This is a genomic window from Colwellia sp. SU-HH00943 (assembly GCF_057546125.1).
On sequence record NZ_BAAJLW010000003.1, the window covers coordinates 128,113 to 152,826 of the forward strand.

24 protein-coding genes and 1 riboswitch are annotated in these 24,714 nt (G+C 37.4%); of the genes, 9 read left to right on the plus strand and 15 right to left on the minus strand.

The window, feature by feature from the left end; all coding sequences use genetic code 11:
* Positions 1–82: 82 nt before the first annotated feature.
* The 5 genes from AC27GZ_RS09090 (at position 83) to AC27GZ_RS09110 (ending at position 5,543) form a co-directional block, all read left to right on the plus strand.
* Positions 83–1,870: an ABCB family ABC transporter ATP-binding protein/permease gene (locus AC27GZ_RS09090; RefSeq protein WP_487094642.1), complete on the plus strand. Its 1,788-nt coding sequence runs from the start codon at positions 83–85 to the stop codon at positions 1,868–1,870.
* A gap of 9 nt (positions 1,871–1,879) precedes the next feature.
* Positions 1,880–2,443: a DUF1415 domain-containing protein gene (locus tag AC27GZ_RS09095; protein WP_487094643.1), complete on the plus strand. Its 564-nt coding sequence runs from the start codon at positions 1,880–1,882 to the stop codon at positions 2,441–2,443.
* Between the two features lie 386 nt (positions 2,444–2,829).
* A complete protein-coding gene (locus AC27GZ_RS09100; protein WP_487094644.1) occupies positions 2,830–3,477 on the plus strand; it encodes a LysE family translocator in 648 nt (215 codons plus the stop codon).
* A gap of 320 nt (positions 3,478–3,797) precedes the next feature.
* Positions 3,798–4,637, plus strand: a complete 840-nt coding sequence (locus tag AC27GZ_RS09105; RefSeq protein ID WP_487094645.1) for a hypothetical protein — start codon at positions 3,798–3,800, stop codon at positions 4,635–4,637.
* A 30-nt stretch (positions 4,638–4,667) separates the two neighbouring features.
* Positions 4,668–5,543: a glucosaminidase domain-containing protein gene (locus AC27GZ_RS09110; protein ID WP_487094646.1), complete on the plus strand. Its 876-nt coding sequence runs from the start codon at positions 4,668–4,670 to the stop codon at positions 5,541–5,543.
* 9 nt (positions 5,544–5,552) lie between these two features.
* Here the strand turns inward: AC27GZ_RS09110 and ttcA are convergent, their stop codons facing one another.
* The 12 genes from ttcA to AC27GZ_RS09170 all read right to left on the minus strand — a co-directional run bounded on the left by ttcA (position 5,553) and on the right by AC27GZ_RS09170 (position 17,024).
* The gene (gene ttcA, locus AC27GZ_RS09115) at positions 5,553–6,479 is read right to left on the minus strand and encodes a tRNA 2-thiocytidine(32) synthetase TtcA (protein WP_487094647.1); all 927 of its coding nucleotides are present in this window, start codon (positions 6,477–6,479) and stop codon (positions 5,553–5,555) included.
* 101 nt (positions 6,480–6,580) lie between these two features.
* Positions 6,581–7,522, minus strand: a complete 942-nt coding sequence (gene uspE, locus AC27GZ_RS09120; protein ID WP_487094648.1) for a universal stress protein UspE — start codon at positions 7,520–7,522, stop codon at positions 6,581–6,583.
* Positions 7,523–7,668: 146 nt separating this feature from the next.
* Positions 7,669–8,388 (minus strand): fumarate/nitrate reduction transcriptional regulator Fnr, encoded by a 720-nt coding sequence (gene fnr, locus AC27GZ_RS09125; protein ID WP_487094649.1) that lies wholly within the window; start codon positions 8,386–8,388, stop codon positions 7,669–7,671.
* A gap of 87 nt (positions 8,389–8,475) precedes the next feature.
* Positions 8,476–9,192 (minus strand): sulfite exporter TauE/SafE family protein, encoded by a 717-nt coding sequence (locus tag AC27GZ_RS09130; protein ID WP_487094650.1) that lies wholly within the window; start codon positions 9,190–9,192, stop codon positions 8,476–8,478.
* Positions 9,192–9,446 carry a cbb3-type cytochrome oxidase assembly protein CcoS gene (gene ccoS, locus AC27GZ_RS09135; protein ID WP_487094651.1) on the minus strand — a complete coding sequence of 85 codons (255 nt, stop codon included), beginning with the start codon at positions 9,444–9,446 and terminating at the stop codon, positions 9,192–9,194. The genes AC27GZ_RS09130 and ccoS overlap by 1 nt, the downstream gene beginning before the upstream one ends.
* 14 nt (positions 9,447–9,460) lie before the next feature.
* On the minus strand, positions 9,461–11,932 hold the full coding sequence (locus AC27GZ_RS09140; protein ID WP_487094652.1) for a heavy metal translocating P-type ATPase: 2,472 nt from the start codon (positions 11,930–11,932) through the stop codon (positions 9,461–9,463).
* A gap of 38 nt (positions 11,933–11,970) precedes the next feature.
* Positions 11,971–12,465: a FixH family protein gene (locus AC27GZ_RS09145; protein WP_487094653.1), complete on the minus strand. Its 495-nt coding sequence runs from the start codon at positions 12,463–12,465 to the stop codon at positions 11,971–11,973.
* 174 nt (positions 12,466–12,639) lie between these two features.
* Positions 12,640–13,611, minus strand: a complete 972-nt coding sequence (gene ccoP / locus AC27GZ_RS09150) for a cytochrome-c oxidase, cbb3-type subunit III (protein ID WP_487094654.1) — start codon at positions 13,609–13,611, stop codon at positions 12,640–12,642.
* Positions 13,604–13,804 carry a cbb3-type cytochrome oxidase subunit 3 gene (locus AC27GZ_RS09155; protein WP_487094655.1) on the minus strand — a complete coding sequence of 67 codons (201 nt, stop codon included), beginning with the start codon at positions 13,802–13,804 and terminating at the stop codon, positions 13,604–13,606. The genes ccoP and AC27GZ_RS09155 overlap by 8 nt, the downstream gene beginning before the upstream one ends.
* Positions 13,805–13,814: 10 nt before the next feature.
* The gene (gene ccoO / locus AC27GZ_RS09160; RefSeq protein WP_487094656.1) at positions 13,815–14,471 is read right to left on the minus strand and encodes a cytochrome-c oxidase, cbb3-type subunit II; all 657 of its coding nucleotides are present in this window, start codon (positions 14,469–14,471) and stop codon (positions 13,815–13,817) included.
* An 11-nt stretch (positions 14,472–14,482) separates the two neighbouring features.
* Positions 14,483–15,907: a cytochrome-c oxidase, cbb3-type subunit I gene (gene ccoN, locus AC27GZ_RS09165; RefSeq protein WP_487094657.1), complete on the minus strand. Its 1,425-nt coding sequence runs from the start codon at positions 15,905–15,907 to the stop codon at positions 14,483–14,485.
* Between the two features lie 346 nt (positions 15,908–16,253).
* Complete coding sequence (locus AC27GZ_RS09170; RefSeq protein ID WP_487094658.1) at positions 16,254–17,024, minus strand: Crp/Fnr family transcriptional regulator; 771 nt, start codon at positions 17,022–17,024, stop codon at positions 16,254–16,256.
* Positions 17,025–17,227: 203 nt separating this feature from the next.
* Between AC27GZ_RS09170 and AC27GZ_RS09175 the strand changes: the two genes are divergently transcribed.
* On the plus strand, positions 17,228–17,707 hold the full coding sequence (locus AC27GZ_RS09175; RefSeq protein WP_487094659.1) for a hypothetical protein: 480 nt from the start codon (positions 17,228–17,230) through the stop codon (positions 17,705–17,707).
* Positions 17,708–17,768: 61 nt separating this feature from the next.
* Here the strand turns inward: AC27GZ_RS09175 and AC27GZ_RS09180 are convergent, their stop codons facing one another.
* Together AC27GZ_RS09180 and gloB are read right to left on the minus strand one after the other, a co-directional pair.
* A complete protein-coding gene (locus tag AC27GZ_RS09180) occupies positions 17,769–19,412 on the minus strand; it encodes a lytic transglycosylase (RefSeq protein ID WP_487094660.1) in 1,644 nt (547 codons plus the stop codon).
* 79 nt (positions 19,413–19,491) lie between these two features.
* The gene (gloB, locus tag AC27GZ_RS09185; protein ID WP_487094661.1) at positions 19,492–20,292 is read right to left on the minus strand and encodes a hydroxyacylglutathione hydrolase; all 801 of its coding nucleotides are present in this window, start codon (positions 20,290–20,292) and stop codon (positions 19,492–19,494) included.
* An 85-nt stretch (positions 20,293–20,377) separates the two neighbouring features.
* Here gloB and AC27GZ_RS09190 point away from each other — a divergent pair, with 85 nt between their 5' ends.
* Both AC27GZ_RS09190 and AC27GZ_RS09195 read left to right on the plus strand, forming a co-directional pair.
* Positions 20,378–21,187 (plus strand): class I SAM-dependent methyltransferase, encoded by an 810-nt coding sequence (locus AC27GZ_RS09190; protein WP_487094662.1) that lies wholly within the window; start codon positions 20,378–20,380, stop codon positions 21,185–21,187.
* An 18-nt stretch (positions 21,188–21,205) separates the two neighbouring features.
* Complete coding sequence (locus AC27GZ_RS09195; protein ID WP_487094663.1) at positions 21,206–21,964, plus strand: Nif3-like dinuclear metal center hexameric protein; 759 nt, start codon at positions 21,206–21,208, stop codon at positions 21,962–21,964.
* 93 nt (positions 21,965–22,057) lie between these two features.
* Here AC27GZ_RS09195 and AC27GZ_RS09200 read toward each other — a convergent pair whose 3' ends face one another.
* On the minus strand, positions 22,058–22,642 hold the full coding sequence (locus AC27GZ_RS09200) for an ElyC/SanA/YdcF family protein (protein ID WP_487094664.1): 585 nt from the start codon (positions 22,640–22,642) through the stop codon (positions 22,058–22,060).
* A gap of 351 nt (positions 22,643–22,993) precedes the next feature.
* Positions 22,994–23,198: riboswitch (Lysine riboswitch) on the plus strand.
* A gap of 132 nt (positions 23,199–23,330) precedes the next feature.
* Here AC27GZ_RS09200 and lysC point away from each other — a divergent pair.
* On the plus strand, positions 23,331–24,710 hold the full coding sequence (gene lysC, locus AC27GZ_RS09205) for a lysine-sensitive aspartokinase 3 (protein ID WP_487094665.1): 1,380 nt from the start codon (positions 23,331–23,333) through the stop codon (positions 24,708–24,710).
* Positions 24,711–24,714 lie beyond the last annotated feature (4 nt).

The following is a 24,714-nucleotide window of genomic DNA, read 5'->3' on the forward strand; positions in this document are numbered from 1 at the left end:
TTGCTAGTTTTCAAAATAAAATAGCATAGCGCGATAAAAATTAGTTACCATAGTTATATCTCTTCATTAGAAATATTGCACTATGCGACGCTCTAGCTATCCTGAACACGAAGTTTCCACTATGAATTGGCAAGCATTTAAGCTGATTCTACCCTATTTGTTTGAATTTAAAACGCGTATTGCTATTGCGATGTCATGCTTGATCTTGACTAAATTAGCGAGTGTATATTTACCTTTTATTCTAAAAGATATAGTTGATACCCTTGATACTAATGTATCTGGAACTATGCAAGCACTTGTAGTGCCGTTTGGATTAGTACTTGCTTACGGTGCGGTTCGATTATCCATTGTTTTGTTCGCTGAAATACGTGACACCCTTTTCGGGCGCGTTACTGAACGTGCTATTCGCCGCATTGGTTTAAAAGTGTTTCGCCACTTACACCGACTTGATTTAGATTTTCACTTAAGCCGACAAACAGGTGGTTTGTCGCGTGATATTGATCGTGGTACATCGGGAATAAGCTTTTTAATGCGCTTTATGGTGTTTAATGTGGTGCCAACTTTACTTGAAATTATCATGGTGGTGACGATTTTATTTGTGAATTATGGCCTTTGGTTTGCGCTTATTACGCTAGGCTCTATTTTAACTTACATTGCCTACTCGGTTTATGCTACAGAGTTACGTACACGCTTTGTTAGAGAGGCAAATAAAGCAGATTCTTCCAGTAATACTCGCGCCATTGATAGTCTGCTAAATTATGAAACCGTTAAGTACTTTACTAATGAAGATTATGAGGCGAATGCCTATGATAAACAGCTTGCTAACTGGGAGCAGGCGAAAATAAAAAATCGCTTATCTTTATTTGCCTTAAATGGTGGTCAAGCGCTAATCATTGCAATTGCAATGACGGCTATGCTCGCTTTGGCCGCTGTGCATGTTAGTGAAGGTTTGATGACTTTAGGTGATTTTGTTTTGATAAATGCCTTTATGATGCAGCTTTTTTTACCCCTTAATTTTTTAGGCTTTGTGTATCGAGAAATAAAAGGCTCATTGGCAAATATTGAAAACTTATTTGGCTTGCTTGATAAAACGCCAAAAGTAGAAGATATCCCCGCAGCTAAAGAGCTAGCAATCAAACAAGCGGATATTAGTTTTAACAACATCAGTTTTGCCTATCATAAGGAAAGACCAATCATTAAAGGTATTTCATTTAAAGTCAAAGGCGGCGAAAAAGTTGCGGTTGTCGGAGAAAGTGGCTCAGGAAAATCTACCTTGATTAAATTATTGTTTCGATTTTATGATGTAGATTCAGGTAATATTCTTGTTGATCAACAAGATATTAGCCAAGTTACTCAGCATTCATTGCGTAGTCATATTGGTATAGTGCCGCAAGATACCGTACTTTTTAATGATACTTTATTTGCTAATGTACAATATGGAAATCCCGATGCTGAAAAAGAAGCCGTATTACGCGCAATTGAGATGGCGCACTTGAGTCATTTTGTTAGTAGTTTACCTGATGGCAGTGACACCATTGTGGGAGAGCGAGGCTTGAAACTTTCAGGGGGAGAAAAGCAGCGTGTTGCCATAGCTCGTACTATATTGAAAAATCCACAAATACTCGTCTTTGATGAAGCAACGTCTTCTTTAGACAGTGAGTCAGAGCAAGCTATCTTAACTGCAATAAACGAAGTGGCAAAAAATAGAACCAGCCTTGTGATTGCACACAGGCTTTCTACAGTGGTTGATAGTGATAATATTATTGTGATGAACCAAGGAGAGATAGTTGAGCAGGGCAATCATCAACAATTGTTATCCCTAAACGGAAAATATTGTAAAATGTGGCAATTACAACAATCAGCGAGTTAATTATTTCCAATGTCCACACACGAAAGCCATGTAATTTCCGCTACTAAGCAATGGCTCGATGAAGTTATTATTGGGCTAAATTTTTGCCCTTTCGCCAAAAAAGAGTTTGTTAATAATACCATTTGTTATATTGACTCTAAGCAAAATCAAGTAAAAGGGGCGTTGCATGAATTTATTGAACAGTGCCGCTATTTACAAGCGCACCCTGAGCTTGAAACTACACTTATTATTTATGATGATGGTTTTCGCCACTTTGAACGTTATCTTGATTTAGTGGACTATGCCAATGACTTATTAGTCGATTCAGGTTTTGAAGGCATATTTCAATTGGCTACTATGCATCCTGAGTATTGCTTTGATGGTGAAGATTATGATGACGCCAGTAATTTTACTAACCGTTCACCGTACCCTATGCTTCATCTCATTCGAGAGTCGAGTATGGCGCGAGTTTTATCCGTCTATAATGAACCTGAAAAAATCCCTGAAAATAATATCGCCTTAGCTCAGGAAAAAGGCGCTGAATTTTTTAAAGGTGTATTACGCTCAATTCATGAAAACCATTTAGCACGATAAATTACAATTTGTTTACGTCTTGATTTGTATTTTTTTTGTACAGTTTCTCTAGTGAGCTTTCATTCAGACTGGAGAATGCAATGACAACTATATATCAAGGGAAAACATACGTATTTAATTGTTTTGATGAGTTATGGCGTTTTTATCGAAATATTTTAGTACAGAATAATAGCAAGTGAATTAAATATTTGATCAAACACTTATTTCTTTTGCTATAAGTTTTAGACTTAACTGTTAGATTTTTTGGTAAGTATCTATTCGCCGTTATATGTTTATAGATATATATGGAGATATGGATAAAGGCATAAGCTCTGCCGAATAATAAACACTAGTATTAGATAAAAAAACTCAGGTAGAATAGCTTTTTTCTTCACACACTACTTTTCATGCCTTATTTTGAACAGTTTCTTATTGTTGCTGCCGTACACCTGCTTGCTGTTGCAAGTCCAGGTCCTGATTTTGCAATTATTTTAAAGCAAAGTATTCGATATGGCCGCCGCACCGCAATTGTAACCAGCTTAGGTATTGCTAGCGGTATATTATTACACGTGACGTATTCTTTAGTCGGAATAGGTTTAGTTATAGCCAGTGATGAGCGCTTATTTACCTTATTAAAATATCTCGCAGCGGGTTACTTTTGTTATATCGCTTGGCATGGTTTAAGGGCGAAAAAGCCTGAACAGTTATCTGATGAGCTATCAAATACTACTATTGAAAAAAATAATGATATTCCTTCAGATAAAAAATCGTTTTTTACTGGATTTTTAATTAATGGCCTCAATGTTAAAGCCACGTTGTTTTTTGTTAGTTTATTTTCAGTCGTTATCGACCCTATAACACCTTTTACTATTAAATTGGGTTATGGTTTGTATATGGCTGTAGCGACTGGAGCATGGTTTATATTATTGTCTTATGGCTTAACACATCAAAGTGTCAGAAAGCTTATTCAAGTGAAAGGGTATCTTCTGGATAGAGTGATGGCAGTTATCTTGTTGCTTTTAGCACTACAACTAGTGTTGACGGATACACAGTAGACTATTCACTGTTTGTTCACTAGTTAACCTGAGATTTGCATAAGAAAAGCGTTTCAAGCGGTTATTTTACTGTATTCTTCGTTAAATTTACTTGCAATAGACTAGCTATTGACGCGCAAATTTGCCTTGAATACAGCAAAAATTCCTCGCTAGAAATGTCAAATAACCCTAAGTGTATGATTTGATAGGTGTTTCATGGTTTTTATACAAACCTCAGGTTAGTTATTTTTTATATTCAGTTTTTTTATATTCGGGTTTATTTATATTCGGGTATAATGGTGAATTGTAATTTTATTTTTGAATTTAAAAGGGTACTTACTTTGCCTGAGAAAATTTCTATTGTACAAGTTGGTGGTAGTGTTGAGCGAGCATTACAAGGTGATTATCAAATAGATGCTAAAGCTATTTTAACGGAAGCTTGGCAGATAACCTTAAAGTCACGTTTGGCCATTAACCTAGGTTTATTATTTTCAATTATTCTAGGGATGTCAGTATCTTTATTGGTTAGTAATTACCTTGGTGGTATTGAAGCCGTACTTGAAGACCCTCAAGCGAGCATGTTACTGAATATTGTGGTAACTGTTGCAGTATGGCCTTTTATTGCAGGTGTTGAAATGATGGGAGTGCTACATTCAGTTGGTATGAAAACCCATGCAAAAATGACTTTTACATTTCTCCAACGTGCCAGTTGGGTTGTGTTATGTGCTTTATTCACATCAACCTTAATCAGTATTGGTATACAGTTATTTATTATCCCCGGCATCTTTTTAGCGATTACTTTATCGCTAACTGTTCCGCTAGTCATTGAAAAGAAAATGACGCCAATGAAAGCAATTTCAATATCAGTAAGAGCGCTACGTTTTAAATTCTTCCCGCTGTTGAGTATCTATTTTATGTTATTGATGTCGTTAGTGATGTTGTTTTTTCCATTGGCATTATTAGCAGAGACAAGTGTGGCACCTTTAGGTTTTATGATCCTTTTATTTGGAATCACTTATTTAGCTCCTTTGTTTTATAATACTAAAGGTATCTTATATCGTGAAATTTTTGGTATTAATATCGCAACAGATAAAAGTGCTGAAGATATAGAAAAAGCAACAAACTCGATTGTGTCTAAAACAAATTCAAACTCAGATTCAGATGATACTTTTTCTGCATAATGTGTATCTTGATAATAGATAGGGAATAACATGAAGAGTACACTATTAATTAAAAGCATTTTATTATTAGCACTATTAGTGTTTTTAGTGGCACCTTTTACTTTTTTAAAACCTTTACCAACTTCGGATGCTGTTAAAGAGCAAGTAGATAATGTTCATATCAAAGAGAAAAAAACTAGCGTTGTTAAGCATGTTGAGAAACCTATGCACGACGTTGACCTACCTGATTTTGCAGCCATAAGAGATGTTAAAAGCAAAAAGAAACAATTCTTTGATTTTATCCGTCCGTCAATTGAAAGAGAAAATACTAAGCTATTAACGCAAAGGGCGAGGCTTGAATTTTGGTTAGAAAAAATCTCATTAGACTTATCATTATCTGAGAAAGAAATGGCTCAGTTAGCTGGCTTGGTTAAAAAGTATCGAGTTAATGAAAAGTCGTCGGTATTACAACAGGTGAATGATTTATTAGTACGCATTGATATTGTACCAACATCATTAGTGCTAGTTCAGGCTGCGAATGAGTCAGCTTGGGGAACCTCAAGGTTTTCTCGAATTGGGTTAAATTTCTTTGGTATTTGGTGTTACCGAAAAGGCTGTGGCATGGTGCCTGCTGGCAGAAATGAAGGGGCGAATCATGAAGTGGAAGCATTTAAAAGTGTTGATGATTCAGTGTCGCGCTACTTTTATAACATAAACTCGCATAATGCTTATCGCGTATTTAGAACAATTCGAGCGGAATTACGTTCACAACATCAACCGTTAAACCCTGAAGTACTGGCAACGGGTTTGTTAGCTTATTCTGAGCGTGGTGCGGATTACGTAACTGATTTAACCAGAATGCTGCGACAAAATCAGCCATACTTTAAAAGCCATACTGACGTTGAAACGAGTACAGCTGGAGAGTAGTTAAAGGCGTTACTTTATTTCAATAATATTTAATTCGTTATTATATTGTGCGTTACTGTCTGTGCTAATTTTATCAGCTTGTGTAAAGCTAGCTTGATCAAAGGCAGTGTCGCCTCCATTAATAACACCTGATGTACTATTCACTTCTTTAAAGTTAAACAAGTTATTGTCACATAAATGTGATGGCACCACATTTTTCATGGCAGTGAACATTGACTCTATGCGGCCTGGGTGCTGTTCGTGCCATTCTTGTAGCATGCGCTTGATGTTTTGACGTTGTAAGTTAGGTTGAGAGCCACATAAATTACAAGGAATAATAGGGAATTGTTTTAATTCACTATACTGAATAAGCTCTGCTTCTTTACAAAATGCTAGCGGCCTAATAACGACATGCTCACCATTATCTGACACTAATTTTGCAGGCATTGCCTTCATTTTTCCGCCGTAGAACATATTTAACATCAGGGTTTCAATCATGTCATCACGGTGGTGCCCTAAGGCTATTTTGGTTGCTTTTAAGTTCTTAGCTGCTTTGTAGAGTACGGCGCGCCTTAACCTTGAACATAAACTACAGGTAGTTTTGCCTTCAGGAATTTTATCTTTGACAATGGCGTAAGTGTCTTCTTCAATGATGTGATATTCAATGCCGAGTGTTTCAAGGTAATTAGGCAGTATATGCTCGGGAAAGCCAGGCTGTTTTTGATCTAAGTTAACGGCAACAATATCAAAGTGAATCGGGGCGGATTCTTTTAATAGCATTAATATGCTTAATAGTGCATAGCTGTCTTTGCCGCCAGATAAACAGACCATAATTTTATCGCCATCTTCAATCATATTATATTCAGCGATAGCTTGCCCAACATTACGTCTAAGGCGCTTTTCAAGCTTAGATAATTGCGTTTTTTCAGTAGCTGATAATAATTTTGGTGTGCTCATAAGCCGGCTATTTCTTTAAGAGTATAATTTCGCCGCGCATTATAGTTTTTTTAGGGAAGTAAAGCTATAAGCTGTGGGTAAGCTTATAGCTTTTAAATAACTTATTGAAGGGGTGAGATATAACCATCGGGCTTTAAGGCAAGTACATCACAGTTTAGCTGGTCAATAACATGCTCTGCGGTATTTCCAATCAATGCTGCTGAAATTCCCGTTCTTCCTACGGTGCCAAGTACGACTAGCTCGGCATCTATTTTGTCAGCGACTTGCTCAATGACCGTTTCAGGTAAACCTTCTTCAACATGCGTGTTGATGACGCTGATATCAAATTTGTTCGCGTGCGAAATCATTGCTTGTTGATGATGTTTGAGCATAGTGTCATTGTATTCAGTTGAGTTAAACTCAGGAATTTCAATCGCCACGTTGACGGGGGTACCAGGGAAGGAATTTACTAGGTGTACATTCGCTTGAATTAATGAGGCTAAATGTTTTGCCTCTTCGGTAATTTTTATGTTTAAAGAGCGGTGCTCTTCTTCATCGCTGCCTACATTTAATGCAGCAATAACATTACCGTTCTCTGGCCATGCATGCTCTTTCACTAACAGTACAGGGCAAGGGCATTTACGTAATATATGCCAGTCAGTTGGCGTGAAAACGACAGATTTGAGCTTGTCATGCTGATGAGTGCCTTTAATGACAATGTTGTAGTTATCTTGTATTACTTTTTCGACAATAGCTTCAAAGGGGCGGTTATGCCAAACCACTTGGCAGTCAATGTCTAAATCGCCTTTTACTTCATTTATAATATTTTCAAGCCAAAGGGTTTTATCTTTAATTACTGATTGGCGCATAACATCACGCTCATCACTAGAGAGGATTGTGGTCATTTCATAAGAAAAATCAAAGATAGTTAAAAATGCAGTGACGTTTACACTACTATCACCCGAAGCAGTAATGCTTGCTGCTAATTCAACGGCTCTTTTTAAGGCTTTCTGTTCATCCGTTGTTGGATCAATAACGGCGAGGATATTTTGGTAGGTTTCCATGATTAATCTCACTTTTGTTTATTTACAATATAACCATTCCTAAGATAGTTTATAGCAAATGTATGAAATTAATGCTTGTTTTAAATCAATTTATTTAAAATTTGATACTAGTGTTACTGTCAGTAACACTAGTGAATTATGAGGGATTATAGCTCTGCGCAATCAATGAGTTCATCAATATCTAAAATTGTAATGAGTTTACCATCAACTTTGATTAGACCATTTTTATGAAAACGGTTTAGAAGTCTACTGATGGTTTCAACCGTCAAACCTATATAATTACCAATATCACTACGTGTCATGGTTAAACGAAATTCTGTGGCAGATAATCCACGAGCATGATATCGCTCACTCAAACTTACTAAGAAAGTGGCAACCCGTTGCTCGGCATTTTTGCGATTTAGCAGCGTTAACATTTCTTGATCGGTACGGATTTCATTACTCATTAATCGCAACACTTGCTTCTTAAGTTTCGGCATAGTGTTAGATAGTGTATCTAAATTGTTATAAGGAATTTCACATACCATAGATGTTTCAAGTGCTTGAGCGAAACTCTTATGTTCAGTATCAGCAATAGCATCAAAACCTAATAAATCGCCAGCTAGGTGGAAACCAGTAATTTGCTCTTCACCTTGTTCATTGACGGTAAAAGTTTTAAAGGTACCAGAGCGAATTGCATACAGTGCGTGCATCTCTTGGCCATCAGTAAAAATTTTATCGCCTTTATGGATAGGGCGCTTACGATCGATAATATCGTCTAGCGTATTAAGCTCTTGATCATTCAGTGTAAAAGGTAAACAAAGTTCACTAATACTGCAGTTTTGACACTTTATATGCTGTGCACTTGGGCAACTTTTATTTTGCATGCGTTACTCTTTTTTGTAGAGTTTTTAATAACCTAAACTCTTTTTTAATAAGGTCTTAACCCTAATATACAGGACTGGACTATGGTATTAGAACATGTGGTGATATGCAACAATAAAACTATAAATACCAAATGATATTAATGTTAACGCCATCACTTTTCGTAAGCTTGAATTGGTTAGTAGGCTTTTTATACTGTTAAAGCTTAGAGATAACGTTAGTAGTGCTGGGAGGGTACCTAGGCCGAAAAGTAACATAATGCTAGCCCCGGTCATTGCGTTGCCACTGGCCAATGCCCAAGTGAGTGTTGAGTATACTAAACCACAAGGTAACCAGCCCCAAATTGCGCCTAACGAAAGTGCTTTTACAGGGCTTGTGACAGGGATAACTTTTTTAGTTAAAGGTGATATATAACGCCATAGTTTTTGTCCTAACGCCTCAATGCGGTTAAGCCATAATAACCACTGACCTATATAGAGCCCTAATAGAATAAGAAAAATAGCTGAAAGCATTCTTAATCCAGCCAGTGGTAAGCCAATATTTTTAGCCGCAATTGAGCCCGTATAGCCAACAATGGCACCGATAAAACTATAAGAGATAATCCGTCCAACGTTATAACTAACAATTAAGGTAATATTTCTTGATGGGGAGGGAGGAGTTTGAGAATTAACAGGGATTACTTGATTGCTATATTTATTAGCAGGGAGTGCAGAGGTTAGCATAGTGGTTATACCGCCGCACATAGTAATACAATGGCCTGAGCCAAGTAAACCAACAATAAAAGCAGACAATAAGTCTAGGGTCATTATTTTATCTGCTCTTGTGTTTCAGGCTCTTGTATTCCAGGTTTGTGTTCGTTGGCCGTCTGTTGTTCTTTGTTTACTGTATTTGGATTATTGTCTTTTTTTATCGTGTTATCTTCATTGTCATCAAACAGAATGCTCATCCCTTGTTTTTCAAGATCTTCAAATTGCTCAGTTTTTACTGCCCAAAAAAATAAGTAAATTCCAATACAGGTAAGTAAGACAGCAATTGGGATTAAAATATAAATTATGCTCATATAAGACTCTTATTTTACTTTTCTTGTTTAACTTTTCTTAGTAAACGTAGTGAGTTCGTAATAACCAAAATAGAGCTAGCAGACATGCCTATTACCGCCATATAAGGTGTGATATAGCCAGCAACTGCTAACGGTAAAACAATAGCATTATAACCAAAGGCCCATAAATAGTTTTGAAAAATAATACGACGTGTTTTTAGCGCGACTTTTGTTAAGGTATTTACACTTGATAGTTGGTCATTTAATAGGATTACATCGGCACCACTTTTGGCTATATCTGTACCACAGCCCATGGCCATAGAAATATGTGCAGCACCAAAAACAGGTGAGTCGTTAACACCGTCTCCCACCATAACAACTTTTGCATCATCTTGTTTTTGAAGACTATAAAGCATCTCCATTTTATCGGTAGCGGTTAGGTTTCCGTGTGACTTAGTTATTGCTAATTGCTGTGCGACTTTATCACAAGCAATTTGACTATCGCCTGATAACATCAATGTTTGATTATTTTCATTTAAAGACGTTATTAATGTTTTTGCATCAGCTCTTATTTGATCAACCAAATAAAAAACCGCTATCAGTTCACCCTCACAAAGTAATACACAAGCGGCGGACTTGGTGGTTTCATTAATTTCATTGAGCTGCCATGTAGGCTTACCAATACTGTAATGTTTGTTATCAATGTTGCCTGATACCCCTTTACCTGATTCAACTTTTACGTTTATTGCGTTTAGGTTGAAATCTCTATGCTCGCTAAAAGGTTTGGCTAAAGGATGCTCAGAATGTGCCTCTAAAGCAGCAGCAATAGCTAAAACCTGCTGTTGAGTTTGCTGCTTGTTTATCACTTCAACTTTCTCAATAGCAAATTCACCTGTTGTTAAGGTACCGGTTTTATCAAAGGCAAAGCAGTTGATATTAGGCATGGTCTCCATAACATGTGATGATTTGATCATAATGCCGTCACGGTTTAGGCGGGTTGTTGCACAAGTTAGAGCCGTGGGTGTGGCTAAAGAAAGTGCGCAAGGGCAAGTAGCAACCAATACAGAGAGTGTGATCCAAAATGCTTCTTCGGGTAAATGCTGTTGCCAATAAAGCGCTGTAGCAATGGCTGTTACTAATATAATAGCGACAAAGTATTGTGCAATTTTGTCTGATAAACGGGCGAGCTTAGGTTTATGTGCTTGAGATTGTTCACTTAAACGAATAAGTTGGCTTAAAAATGATTCGTTATTTGCTTGTTTTACTTTCACCGTTAAGTTGCCATCACCATTAATTGTGCCGGCAAAAACATTATCATCGATTTTTTTATTAACGGGGAGTTGTTCACCAGAAAGCATTGCTTCATTGATTTGCGAGTTTCCGTGAGTAATTGTGCCGTCAGCAGGAATGGTTTCTCCTGGTTTGACGATAACTAAATCTCCTGCAACAAGTAGTTTCGCGGCAACAAGCGCTTCTGCACGCGCGTTAATTTTTTGTGTCTCGGCGTTATTGCTGTTATCAATAGTTGAGGGAGTAACAGAATGCTCAATTATTTTTGTTGCAGTCATTGGCATTAATTTAAGTAGGTTAGCTGAAACCTGTGCGGCATGTGAACGGGCTCTAAATTCTAAAAATTTACCAATCAATAACAAAAAGGTGAACATGGAAACAGATTCAAAATAGACTTCACCTTGTTCAGTTATTGTTGCCCATGCACTGGCACTAAAGGCGAGTATTATCGCGATAGTAACAGGTACATCCATAGACAGGCGCTTTAGCTTTAAAGCTTTAATGGCGCCAGTATAAAACGGAAAGGCTCCATAGGTGACAATAGGTATCGTTAAAATAAAGCTTACCCAACGTAAATAGACTTTGTTATGTTCAGCCATATCGGCAAAGGCACCAAAATATAGGCCTACGGCAATCATCATCACTTGCATCATTAATATGCCGCTGATGCCAAGCCTTTTAATAAATACCTTGCTTAGTTTTTTATTGCGCACTTCGACTTCATTTGCTTTGAAAGGTAAAGCTTGGTAACCAATTTTTTCAATGGCGTAGAGAATGTCACTAAGTGCTAGTTTATTGTCTTGCCACTTCACGGTTGCTCGTTGCGTGGTAGCATTGACATTAATACTGTGAATACCCGCTTGTTTAGCTAATTGCATTTCAATTAACCATGCGCAGGCAGCACAGTTAATTCCTTCAATCGTTAAAATAGCCTCTTTGATTTCATCATGCTGATATATGAATTCATTTTGGAGAATTTCTTCATCGAGCAAATGATTTTTTTGCAGCTGCTCTGGCACGAGTTCCGCGCCTTTTTGAGCAGGTTCAGTTCTAACGTCATAATATTGCGTTAAATTATTATCAACAATAGTTTGAGCTACAGCTTGACAGCCAACGCAGCACATTGGCTGTAGCTTGCTATCAATATTGACACTTAGTTGAATACCTTGTGGCACAACTTCATTACAATGAAAGCAATAGTTTTGTTTTATCGACATAAGAAAGTAACTAGGTTAGCTCATTTTAGGTGAAGGCTTTATTGTGCTTTCGTTGGGTCTGGCAGAATATCTATAAACTCACGTTGAGGTAAGCTAATAGTATCTTGGATTTTCCAAGTGTTATCAAAAGGGGTTATCGTTATTTTCCATTTACCTGAAATATTATTCTCTAACACTTGCCTAAATTGGCCGTTGCCATCGGGCGTAAGGGCTAAGTAAAAATCTTTTTCTTCAAGGGTAGGGTGGAAAAAGTTAACGTTAATCAGTGGGAATGTTTTTTCAATACCCGTTGGTTTTATCACTAATGTGTTTTCTGTGTATTGTAATGCGAAACGCATTCCTAGCTTTTGCGCTTGCTTTACTTTTGAAACCTGTAAATTAATTGCTTTTCCGGTTTTATAATAATCTCCAACCACTAAGGTATCAGGATCGGTATTAGCGATAATGTAAGTCGCAATGCCAGCTACAACAGCAGTAAAAGGAAGAATAAAAACTAACCAAGCCCAAGGCTCACGATACCAAGTTGATTTCATATTTTAATAGATATTTTTAGGTTCAAAAGTTGGCCAGTATTATAGCGTTTTTATTGATGAGGGGCTAGCTTTGTATCTTAGAATGCGACAATAAAAAAGGCTAGATAACAATAAGTTACCTAGCCTTTACAATTAATTTTTATCTTAGAATAATTTAGTTATCTAAATCAAATATTAATCTTGAGAAAGAGAGTAAACGTAAGCACTAATTACATGAACTTTTTCTTCACCTAAAATATCTTTCCATGGTGGCATAACACCGGCACGACCATATTTGATAGACTCTTCAATAGCACGTTGTGAACCGCCATATAACCAAATATTGTCAGTTAAATTTGGTGCACCAAGTGGTAGGCCTAGCGCTAAACTACCTTGACCTTCAGCGCCATGACAACCAGCACATATACCAAATTTAGCTTTACCTGCTTCGGCAAGTTCAGGGTTAACAGAGCGACCACTTAAGCTAATAACATATGCAGCAACCTCTTTAACACCTTGATCACCACCTAAAGCATCACCCCAAGCCATCATGCCTTGAGCAACACGACCGTGCATGATTGAGTGCTTAATATCTGCAGGAGTGCCACCGTATAACCAGTCATTATCAGTTAGGTTAGGGAAGCCAGTAGTACCGCCAGCATCAGAGCCGTGACATTGTGCACAGTTTTGAATGAATAAACGTTGACCTACTTTGATTGCTTCCTCATCTGTAGCTAAATCTTCAATACTACGAGCAGCATAGGCTTCAAAGATTGGACCATACTTAGCGTCAGCTTGTGCAACTTCGCGGTCATACTGTACTAAAACACCTGAGTCTTCAGCTAAATACTCCGCTGTTTTAGCTTTTGATTCAGCAATGTTTAAGATGCCTTGGTTTGAGCTTTTCCAACCAAGGAAACCTGTCCAGTTACCTAAACCGTATAGCGCAATATAACCAAACGCCCAGATAATAGTTAATAAGAAAAACGTACTCCACCAGTTAGGTAGTGGATTATTAAGCTCTTCAATACCGTCGAATGTGTGTCCCATTGACTCACCTTCTTCAACACCTGTAAAGTTCTTTAAGCACCAACGTAGTAGTAGGTAGCAACCTACTAAGGAGCCAAGGGTAAGAACCCAAACCCATATATTCCAGAAGCTAGACATTATTATTAGTCTCCTGTTTGCTATCTGTTTTAAGATGGCTTTCGTTTTGTTGTGGTTGATCGTCGTCTAAAATCGAATTTGCAATTTCATCAAAAGATTCTTTGCGATTTTTTGAATAAGACCAAATCACTATCACAATAAATAAAGCCAATATAAGGAGGGCGAAAAACCCTCTTAATGTTCCGTAATCCATAAGGCTTCGCTTACTTCAATGCATGGCCAAGTGATTGCAAGTATGCAACTAAGGCCGTCATTTCAGTTTTACCCTTAACCGCCTCTTCAGCACCAGCTATATCTTCTTCAGAGTAAAGTTTAATAGCATTACCATTTTCATCTTTATGGCTGCGGTTGCGAGTTAACCAGTTGAATGTTTGAAGCTTAGCTGCTGTACCTTCACCCGTTAGGATGTTTTTGTTTAACCAGTTATAAGCTGGCATATTTGATTCAGGTACAACAGAACGTGGGTCAGTTAAATGGGCAATATGCCAATCATCACTATAACGACCGCCTACACGTGCTAGATCAGGACCTGTACGTTTTGAACCCCATAAGAAAGGGTGTTCCCATACATGCTCACCAGCAACACTATAGTGACCGTAACGCTCAGTTTCAGCTCTAAATGGACGAATCATTTGGCTATGACAGTTAGCACAACCTTCACGAATATAAATGTCACGACCTTCCATTTCTAACGCTGTGTAAGGTCTAAGGTTATCAACAGGTGTTGTTGTTTCTTTTTGAAAGAATAACGGGGTAATCTCAACTAAGCCACCAATACTGATAGCTAATATTGTGATAATAAAGAACAAACCGACATTCTTTTCAACTTTTTCATGCTTATTTTGAGGATTGCTTTGCATGTTTGTTCTCCTTAAGCTTGTTCGACAGCTTTAAGACTTCCGTCTTTAGCGCCGATTGTTTTAAACATGTTGTAAGCCATTAATACAAAACCAGCAACAACAAGAACACCACCTAAGAAGCGGATGAAATAGAATGGGTATGAAGCCGTTAAGCTTTCTACAAAACTATACGTTAATGTACCGTCAGTATTTACCGCACGCCACATTAAACCTTGCATAACACCTGAGATCCACATAGCTACAATGTAAAGTACGATACCGGCAGTATGAATCCAGAAGTGAATATTGATTAATCGAATGCTGTACATACGACCTTGGTTAAATAACACTGGAATTAAGTGGTAAAGGGCACCAATTGATACCATTGCAACCCAACCTAACGCACCAGAGTGTACGTGACCAACAGTCCAGTCAGTGTAATGTGATAACGCATTAACTGATTTAATCGCCATCATTGGACCTTCAAACGTAGACATACCGTAGAAAGATAATGAAACGATTAAGAAACGTAAAATAGGATCATGACGAAGTTTATGCCATGCACCAGACAAGGTCATAATACCATTAATCATACCACCCCATGATGGTAAGAATAATACCACAGACATAACCATACCTAATGATTGAGCCCAATCAGGAAGTGCAGTGTAATGTAAGTGATGAGGGCCAGCCCAAATATATAGAGAAACTAATGCCCAAAAGTGAACAATAGACAAACGGTATGAATAAACAGGGCGCTCAGCTTGTTTTGGTACGAAGTAGTACATCATACCTAAGAATCCAGCGGTTAATAAGAAACCAACAGCATTATGTCCATACCACCACTGCATCATGGCATCTATAGCACCAGAATATATTGAATATGACTTCATTGCTGAAACAGGTACAGCCATTGAGTTACCAAGGTGTAAAACCGCAACAGTAATAATGAAACCACCGAAGAACCAGTTAGCTACGTAAATATGTGATGTTTTACGTTTGATAAGAGTGCCAAAAAATACGATAGCATAAGCAACCCAAACGACAGTAATAAGGATATCAATTGGCCATTCTAGCTCAGCATATTCTTTTGATGTTGAATATCCCAACGGTAAAGTAATTGCTGCTGCTAAAATAACGGCTTGCCAACCCCAAAAAGTAAAAGCAGCTAACTTACCACCAAATAATGTGGTTTGGCAGGTTCGCTGAACAACGTAATATGAAGTAGCAAATAGGGCACTTGTACCAAAAGCGAAAATAACCGCGTTGGTATGTAGTGGACGAAGACGAGAATAGGTTAACCAAGGTGTATCGAAATTTAACGCTGGCCAAATTAATTGAGCCGCGATAAGTACACCTACCAGTGTACCAACGATCCCCCAGATTACCGTCATAACAGTAAATTGACGAACAACATCGAAGTTGTACTCTACTGTTGACGTATTGCTTTGAGTCATGTGATGGATTCCGCAGTGTTATTATTAATAAGAATAGTTTATATCTGTTTGATTTAGACTTTAGGCGTAAAAAACGAACAGTATTTAGACTATTTCTGTTTTGTTTGCTATTTAGCAATGATATATGTCACAAAATTGAGCTAAATGTGCCATATACAAGGTAATTTTACCCTTTGCTCATGATATAAATCAACTGGCATGAGTGCTTTAACTTGATCTAAATCAAGTTAAAGCACTCATGATCATTTAACACTGAATAAATACATGTAAATGAATTGTTGAGCGAAAGGATAAAAGTTGAGTGTTTATAGACTCATCTTTACCTGTTTGAAAGGTAGACTAATTATTAAAAATCAGCCAGTTTCGTTAATTTATTTATATCAAGAAGTTGAATTTTCTTTGCTTCTACTTGAATTAATTGCTCTTTTTGAAATCGAGAAAAAACACGGCTTAAGGTTTCTCTGCGTAAACCTAAATAATTGGCGATATCATTGCGGCTAAATGATAAGTCAATGGTGTCATTGCTACCGGTATGATCCGCATTTCTTTCGATGATATTTAAAAGAAAAGCGGCTAATAAACTGTCTGCAGATTTTTTACCAATATAAGCTTGAAAATTGCGTTGGCGCACATAAGTTTGTCGGGATAATAATTCAATCAAGTTTTGTTGGACTTCAGGCACAAGTTTGCCACAAGATGTCATTTGCTCAACAGACACTTTACATACGGAACTTTCGCCGATGGCTATAGCGGTATAATTATATGATTTTAAATATAATGCATCCTCACCAATAAGCTCACCTGGAAAGCGTAACCCTATAATACTGTCTTGGCCATCATCCGTTTTTTTACATAACTTAAATGTACCTGAGCTAACGGCATAAATACTGGTTAGTGGTTCACCCTGCTGGAATAATGCTAAACCATTATTACTTATCACTCTTCTTTGTAAGTAACTTTCAGACAAATTTAACGACTGTTTTGCTGTAGTTACTGGCTGGCATACAGAGTTCATCGAACAATCATCACACTCAACAAATTTACTGTTGTTGCTTTCTTTTACGAAAACTGAGTTTGCTTTGTCAGTATTTATGTTTGATTTGCTAGGAAGAGTCATTATTAATTTGTTAGCATAGAGTCAATTAAAAGGGCTAATTAGTGTAAGGGACGCGGCTAAAATACTCAAGTTGCTTTAACTGTACTCGTAGATACTTAAACTGAATAGCCAAGGTTTTTTCTAACATTTTTTATTACGTATACATTGTATTGAAACGATTAAAGACCATGCATATTTTACTTATCAGAGATTAGCCAAGCCAAATGACTAAACTATTTATTACCCTTATTTGTGCAATGAGTATCATTGCCTGTAAGCCTGTAGAAAAAAGGACATCTGAACTTTCAGAAACCGAGGTTTTTGTTTGTTTATCAACACAAAGCCGCTGCCTTATTGACACCGAATTAGGGAAAGTAAGTGTTGAGTTTTCAGGTATATCAGAGCAAGGTATGCTTAAAACTGAGTTGCCGTTTTTGGTGAAGGTAACGTTAGCTTCTGTGCATGAAAATCATCAATTAACTGACATTCAAGCTTATCTTGAAGGCAAAACGATGTTTATGGGTAAAGTGCCCGTGTTTTTTAAAAAGGGCAGTGCTGAAAATCAAAGGGAAGCAGAAAGCCTGCTTGCCAGTTGCAGCGAAAAAGTGATGACTTGGCGGTTATGGTTAACGATTAAAGTATCTGAAGGAAGTGAAACGAAAGAGCAAACTGTATTTGTTGATTTTGACAGTTCACGATTATAACCCTTTTATCGGGCTACAATCGTGCTATGTGAGTGTTATATCTAGCACAGTCACTCTCAGGTTAAATATTATTTGTTACATCAACAGAGAGCTTTAATCTCTGTCCAGGCTGTAAGTACTTATCACGGCTAAGGCTGTTCCAACGTTCAATATCACTAATTCGAACATTAAACTTATCGGCTATGCGAGCAAAAGAGTCGCCACGGCGCACTTTGTAGGTAATATTGCGCATAATCGCTTGTTCAACACCTGTAGTGGTTTTTGCTAGCTGACTTGTTGTACTTGGCTTTTGCCAGATAACCAGTTTTTGGCCTAATTTCAGTGTGTCACGCGGTGCAAACCCATTCCATTTTGCGATGTTGCCACTCGATACTTTGTAGTGTTTACCTAGATCCCAAAGGTTATCACCTGAAACCACGGTATGCGTTAATTTAATACCTTGTTGAGGTCTTGACTGTTTTTTAGCAATACGTTGTTCTTGCGATAAAATATAACTGTCAAGAGACTTAGCAGCTACAGGTATTAGCAAGTGCTTTCCTGCACGTATTTGATTGCCTTGAATGTTATTAACTTGGCGAATGAGATCGATACTGGTGTGAAATTTTTTCGCTATATATCCTAAGTTATCGCCATTTTTAATTTTATAGCGTTGCCATGCGAGTCGATCTTCTTTTGTCAGCTTTGCTAATTCTTGCTCAAAATGCTCAGCTTTATGTTTTGGAAGTACTAAACGATGTGGGCCATCAGGATCTGTAGACCAACGGTTGTATCCAGGATTAAGCCTTTGCAATTCTAACAGTGATAAGTTAGCTAAACTTGCCGCTTTAGCTAAATCAATTTGAGACTTAATATCTACTTGGGTGATCACTTCTTCATTGGCAATTTCATATAATGATAAATTAAAATGCTCAGGGCGATTGATGATATCAGCTAAGGCAAGTAGTTTAGGTACGTAAGCGCGAGTTTCTTTAGGTAAATCTAGAGACCAAAAATCGGTGTTTTTTCCTTTGCTCTTATTCTTTCTAACGGCGCGTTGTACTCTACCTTCACCTGAGTTATAGGCCGCTAAAGCAAGTAACCAATCACCATCAAAGAACTTATGTAAGTACTTCATGTATTTGATTGCGCCTTGTGTTGAGGCAATGACATCACGGCGACCGTCATACCACCAGTTTTGCTTCATTCCAAAGCGTGTGCCCGTTCCGGGGACAAATTGCCACATACCTGAGGCGCGACCATGAGAATAGGCAAAAGGATCAAAAGCACTTTCTACCACAGGTAAAAGTGCTAGCTCGAGAGGCATATTGTTTTTTTCTAATTCTTCAACAATATAAAAAAGAAAAGGCTCTGCGCGTTTGGCTACGCGATTTAAGTAACTAGGGTGCTTGGCATACCAGTTACGTTGTGCAAGCACACGGTTATTTTCAGGTACATCAAAGCTAAGTTGAGTTCTAATACGTTGCCAAACATCATTGTTTTTTAATGCTTGTTCTTCTTTATTCTTTAAAGAAAAATTTACGTCACCAACAGGGTGGATTACATCAACATTTTCATCGGTTAATAATGCTTGATTGATATCAGCATTACTCGCAATTAACTCAGCGGGTATACTGTTGTCAGTTTCAGAGCTGGTATCAGGTTGAGAAGTTGAAGTGCTTTGACAAGCACTTAGCAGAATAAAAGCAGGGAATAAAAAATATTTCATGAACAACCAATGATAATTTAAAACAAAAAAGGTTACGTTTATACAAACGATAACTTAAACAATGTTCAAGGTTAACACGTTAAAATTGGTCTTTCCAGCGCCTTATGGTGGCGAAAGTAGCGATATTTTTTGCTTGGATGCTAGGGTCAAATTCTCTTGCACTGGCTTGTATTGTCTCTTTATCACTACGTAGAAAAGGGTTGATTTGTTTTTCTACTTTTATGGTTGTTGGCACTGTTGCAATATTGTTAGCACGTAACTCGTTAACTTGTTCACTGTAACGAATTAATGCTTGATTGTATGGCTCAACCGCCATAGCAAATTTTAAATTCGCTTGGGTATATTCATGTGCGCAGTATACTTGCGTATTCTCTGGCAAACTCGCTAATTTACTTAATGAGTTATGCATTTGTTCTGCCGTCCCTTCAAATAATCGGCCACAGCCACCTGAAAATAATGTATCACCGCAAAAAAGTATCGGTTTAATAGTGCTGTTTGCAAAATAAGCAATGTGTCCAGCAGTATGGCCTGGTAAATCTATCACGCTAAATGATATATCCAGTAAAGGTAGCTTCACTGAATCATTTTCAATAAGTTTAATATCACAATGAGGAATGTTGTCATTGCTAGGTCCATAAACGGTCACAGGCCACTGCTTTTGCTTACAATAGCTAAGTAGCTCAAGAATGCCACCAGTGTGGTCGTGATGATGGTGGGTAATTAATATTGCACTGAGGCAAAGGTTGTTCACTTCTAAAAACTCAAGGCAAACTTTTGCATCCCCAGGATCGACAAGAGCAAGATGAGTTGAATTATGAATTGCCCAAATATAATTATCTGAAAATGCATTAATTCCCGTAATTTTTGTTAATGAATTCATAACTTAGCTCGTAACCTACTTGCTTAACATATAGAGTTAATTATACTGAGATTAATGGCAAAAACATCTATAAATACGCAACCCTATGAAACCTGCTTTAGCATTTAGGCAACCTCATTATCCAAAGTCTTGGCAAGAGATCCCAAATGGCAGCTTGGTTTTATCTGCTATAGAAGAGCAATTAAAACCATGGTGGCAAAAATTCTTTGGTTATCATTTACTCAAAGTAGGGGCGTTAAGTCATGAGATAAACACTACAGATAGCCCGATAAATCATCAAGTAACTTGCTGTTTGAATAAAGCACTTATCACTTCTGAAGCTGAACAAGGTGAACGTTTTAAAACATCACCTATAATTGCCGAATTAGATGATTTACCCTTACTTGAGCATAGTGTTGATGTTTGCTTGTTGAGCCACACTTTGGAGTTTTCATTAGATCCTCACCATGTGATTCGAGAAGCAAATCGTGTTCTTATCCCTAATGGTTATCTCGTTATAACAGGCTTTAACCCTTTTTCATTAGCGGGCTTAAATCGCATTATTCCCTATCGTAGAAAACAAACTCCTTGGAATGAGCATTTTTTTTCACCTATGCGAGTTAAAGACTGGTTACATTTAATGGGGTTTGAAATTATTAGTGATGAGCGTTGTTTATATAGCTCTCTTGTTGGAAAGGTAAGCGAACATGGATTAGCTAAGGGCTGGCGAAAGTTTGCCAGTAATTATTTAACCAGTTTAGGGTCTGTTTATACTATTATTGCTAAGAAAAGAGTATTACCATTAACACCGATAAAACCTAAGTGGCAGATCCGAGCTAAATTTAACCCGGTAAAAGTACCCTCAATGAACATAAATTCTAGCAATAAAACTCATGCCTCAGCTAAAACAAAATAACCAGAAAGAAACTTCATCATGCAACGTATTGAACTTGAAAAGTATCTACAAGAAATATTAAAACCCGAACAAATAAAAGATTACGCACCTAACGGCCTTCAGATACAAGGGCGAGAAAGCATCAATAAAGTCATTACGGGTGTTACAGCATCACAAGCATTGATTGAAAAAGCCATTGAAGCACAAGCTGACGCTATTATTGTTCACCATGGTTATTTTTGGAAAAATGAGTCTTACGTTATTCGAGGCATGAAACATAAGCGTATCAAGGCGTTACTTGACAATAACATTAATTTATTTGCTTATCATTTGCCGTTAGATATACACCCTCAACTAGGTAATAATGCCCAGCTTGCTAACTTACTTAGTATTAATGTCACTGGCCCGCTAGAGTTAGCAAACCCACTTAGTGTAGCTATTCAAGGAGAATTACCGCAGGCAGTGACAGCTAGTGAATTAACTCAGCGTATTGATAAACAACTTAATCGTGCTTGTTTACACATTGCGCCAGCTTCAAATAAAAAAATTAAGACAATTGCTTGGTGTACTGGTGGTGGTCAGGATTATATCGAACTTGCGGCAGAGCAAGGGATTGATGCCTTTATTTCTGGTGAAGTTTCAGAAAAAACCACCCATATTGCTCATGAAATGGATATTCACTTTTTTGCCGCAGGACATCATGCAACAGAGCGCTATGGCGTTAAAGCATTAGGTGAGTTTATTGCGCATGAACAAGGGCTTGATGTTCAATTTATAGATATTGATAATCCGGTATAGCAGTCAAGCTAAGTAATCAAGCAAAGTAACCAAGCAAAGTAAGTAAATAAGCAACTAACCAATCCCAAAATACATACAAGGTGATTATTCCAATTATAAACTTACTAGTGTTTTAAGCCATTGAACAAACCGGCCAAGACTTTCATACCAAGCAATGGTTGTTTGTTGTAGCTTACTACTGCTGGGCACATAGTATCGCCACGTTTTTTCATTATCTTGGTTTTTTACCCAATAACCAGTAGGTGCAGGAATCGGGTTAATGCCATGCTGTTGAAAATATTTCATGGCTCTTGGCATATGATCTGCGTTAGTGACCAAAACGACATGTGAGCCTTGTACTCGAGGGCTGATTAATGCCGCTTCCTCTTCAGTATCTTTAGGGAAGTTCTCAGTGATAATTTTCTGCTCGGGTATACCTAAAAGTACCAGTGATTGCTTCATTTTTTCTGCATTGGAGCTAGTATCAGTATTGTGATGGCCAGAAGTGATTATTCTTGCTTCTGGGTGCTTGTTATAGACTCTTATTGCTTCAACTAATCTCTGTAGAGAGTTGTTACTTAATTGACTGGTTACCGGGAGAGCAGCATTAGCGGTGTGCCAGCCTCCTAAAACAATAATATAATCAACAGGCTTGTCGGAGAGTGTAAATGCCTCATAGTTATCTTCAATGCTAAGCATAAACTTATCTGAGACTATCGGCATGGAAGAAACAAATAATAATAAAAAAGCACTAAGTAGGCATTTGAAGCTTGAGCTAGGGCGATTCTTAAAAAATAAAAGAGCCAAAATTAATAAAATTAGCACAATATTCATCGGCATAATAAACACTGAAATAATTTTTTTAAGGAGAAATAAATCCATTCAATTGAATAACACTAGTTGCTAGTTATTTATCACTATAACAAAAATTGCCTGTTGATAAATATAAATAAAAACTGCTTAGACGTCTAAAAGTCTATTGCATTTATTTATCGTTTAGGGTTTAATAGAGTAGTTGCTCAAATATGAATTTAATTACATCATTTGATTAACACCAGAAGAGGAGCAATAACTAGGTAGATAACGTTGTACCCTAAAGGTATTAGGAACCACATTCCGATAACGTTATTGAGGGAGTTTATTGCCGAGAGTATTAATATTGTGGCTATTATTACTCGGTCACTAAGGCTGAATCCTTAGGACTGTCACCTGATTTAATTGCCTATAAAGGCTAAGGTGGAGAGCTTCTGGCTGAAAAAGTTAGCTTTGCGCGTATTTTCATTAGTAAATTCGTTAGCCTACCCAACTGTTCAGTCATGCTCTTCCTGTATTAATTTAGCAAATGATTTTTTTGTCATAAAATTCATAGTGCTTAGGAAGAATAACCATGTTTAACAAAGAATTATCTCAATCTGATACTCATATCACTGTCGCAAAATTCGGTGGTACAAGTGTTGCCGATTATCAAGCTATGTTGCGCTGTGCGCAAATCATAAAAAATGATAAAACGAATCGCCTCGTTGTTGTTTCTGCCAGCGCCGGTGTGACAAATTTTTTAGTACGTTTAAGCCAAGAAAACATATCCGTAACTGAGCAAGCTGAAATAATTGATAATATTCGCGCAATTCAACTTAATATTACTCAGTATTTATCTGAGCAAGTTGAACAAGAATTAAATAGTGAAATTGAAACCTTAATTGACGGGCTTGCTAGTATTGCTTTAGCACAATCACAGCAATATAGCGTAAAACAAGCTGATGCTATTCTTGCTTACGGTGAGCAATTAAGCTCTCGTATTTTTGCCAAAGTACTCCAATCTGTTGGTGTTGATGGTGCCTATTTTAATGTTCAGCAAGTGATGAAAACCAATAGTTTATATGGTAAAGCTGTAGTTGATATTGAGCAATTATCACATAACTGTGCATCTATACTACTGCCAAAATTATCTCAGCAAGTGCTAGTAACACAAGGGTTTATCGGTCAAGATGGCTTAGGTGAAACTACCACATTAGGTCGTGGCGGCTCTGATTATAGTGCCGCTTTACTTGCTGAAGCCGTAGCAGCGAGTAACCTTGCAATTTGGACTGATGTGGTGGGAATTTTTACCACTGATCCTCGCATCACTGAACAAGCTCGTGCAATTAAAGAAATAAGCTTTGGTGAAGCGGCTGAAATGGCAACCTTTGGTGCTAAAATATTGCATCCAGCGACACTTATTCCTGCTATGCGTCAAAATATTCCTGTTTTTGTCGGTTCGAGTAAAGAGCCGGAGAAAGGTGGTACGCAAATTAAACAGACTGTGGAGTCAAATCCAACTTATCGCTCTATAGCACTTCGTAGAGAGCAAACGTTAGTGACTGTAAAAAGCCCCGCTATGTTACATGCCAGTGGCTTCTTAGCGAAAGTTTTTTCGATCTTAGCAAAGCATGAGTTAAGTATAGATTTGATCACCACAAGTGAAATCAGTGTTGCGTTAACGTTTGATAATCCAAGCGGCTCAACACAGGCCTTATTAACAACAACCGTTGTACAAGAATTAGAGCAATTGTGTGAAGTAAGTGTTGAGCATGGTTTATCACTTGTTGCTGTGATTGGTAACGGCTTAGATTCTGCTAAAGGTATTGGACAAAGTATTTTTCAAACCATTAATGACACTAATATTCGTTTAATTTGTCATGGTGCTAGTGCTAATAATTTATGCTTTTTAGTGGCTGAGCAAGATGCAAATAATGTTGTAGAAAAGCTTCATTCTGAGTTGTTTGCTTAAGTCA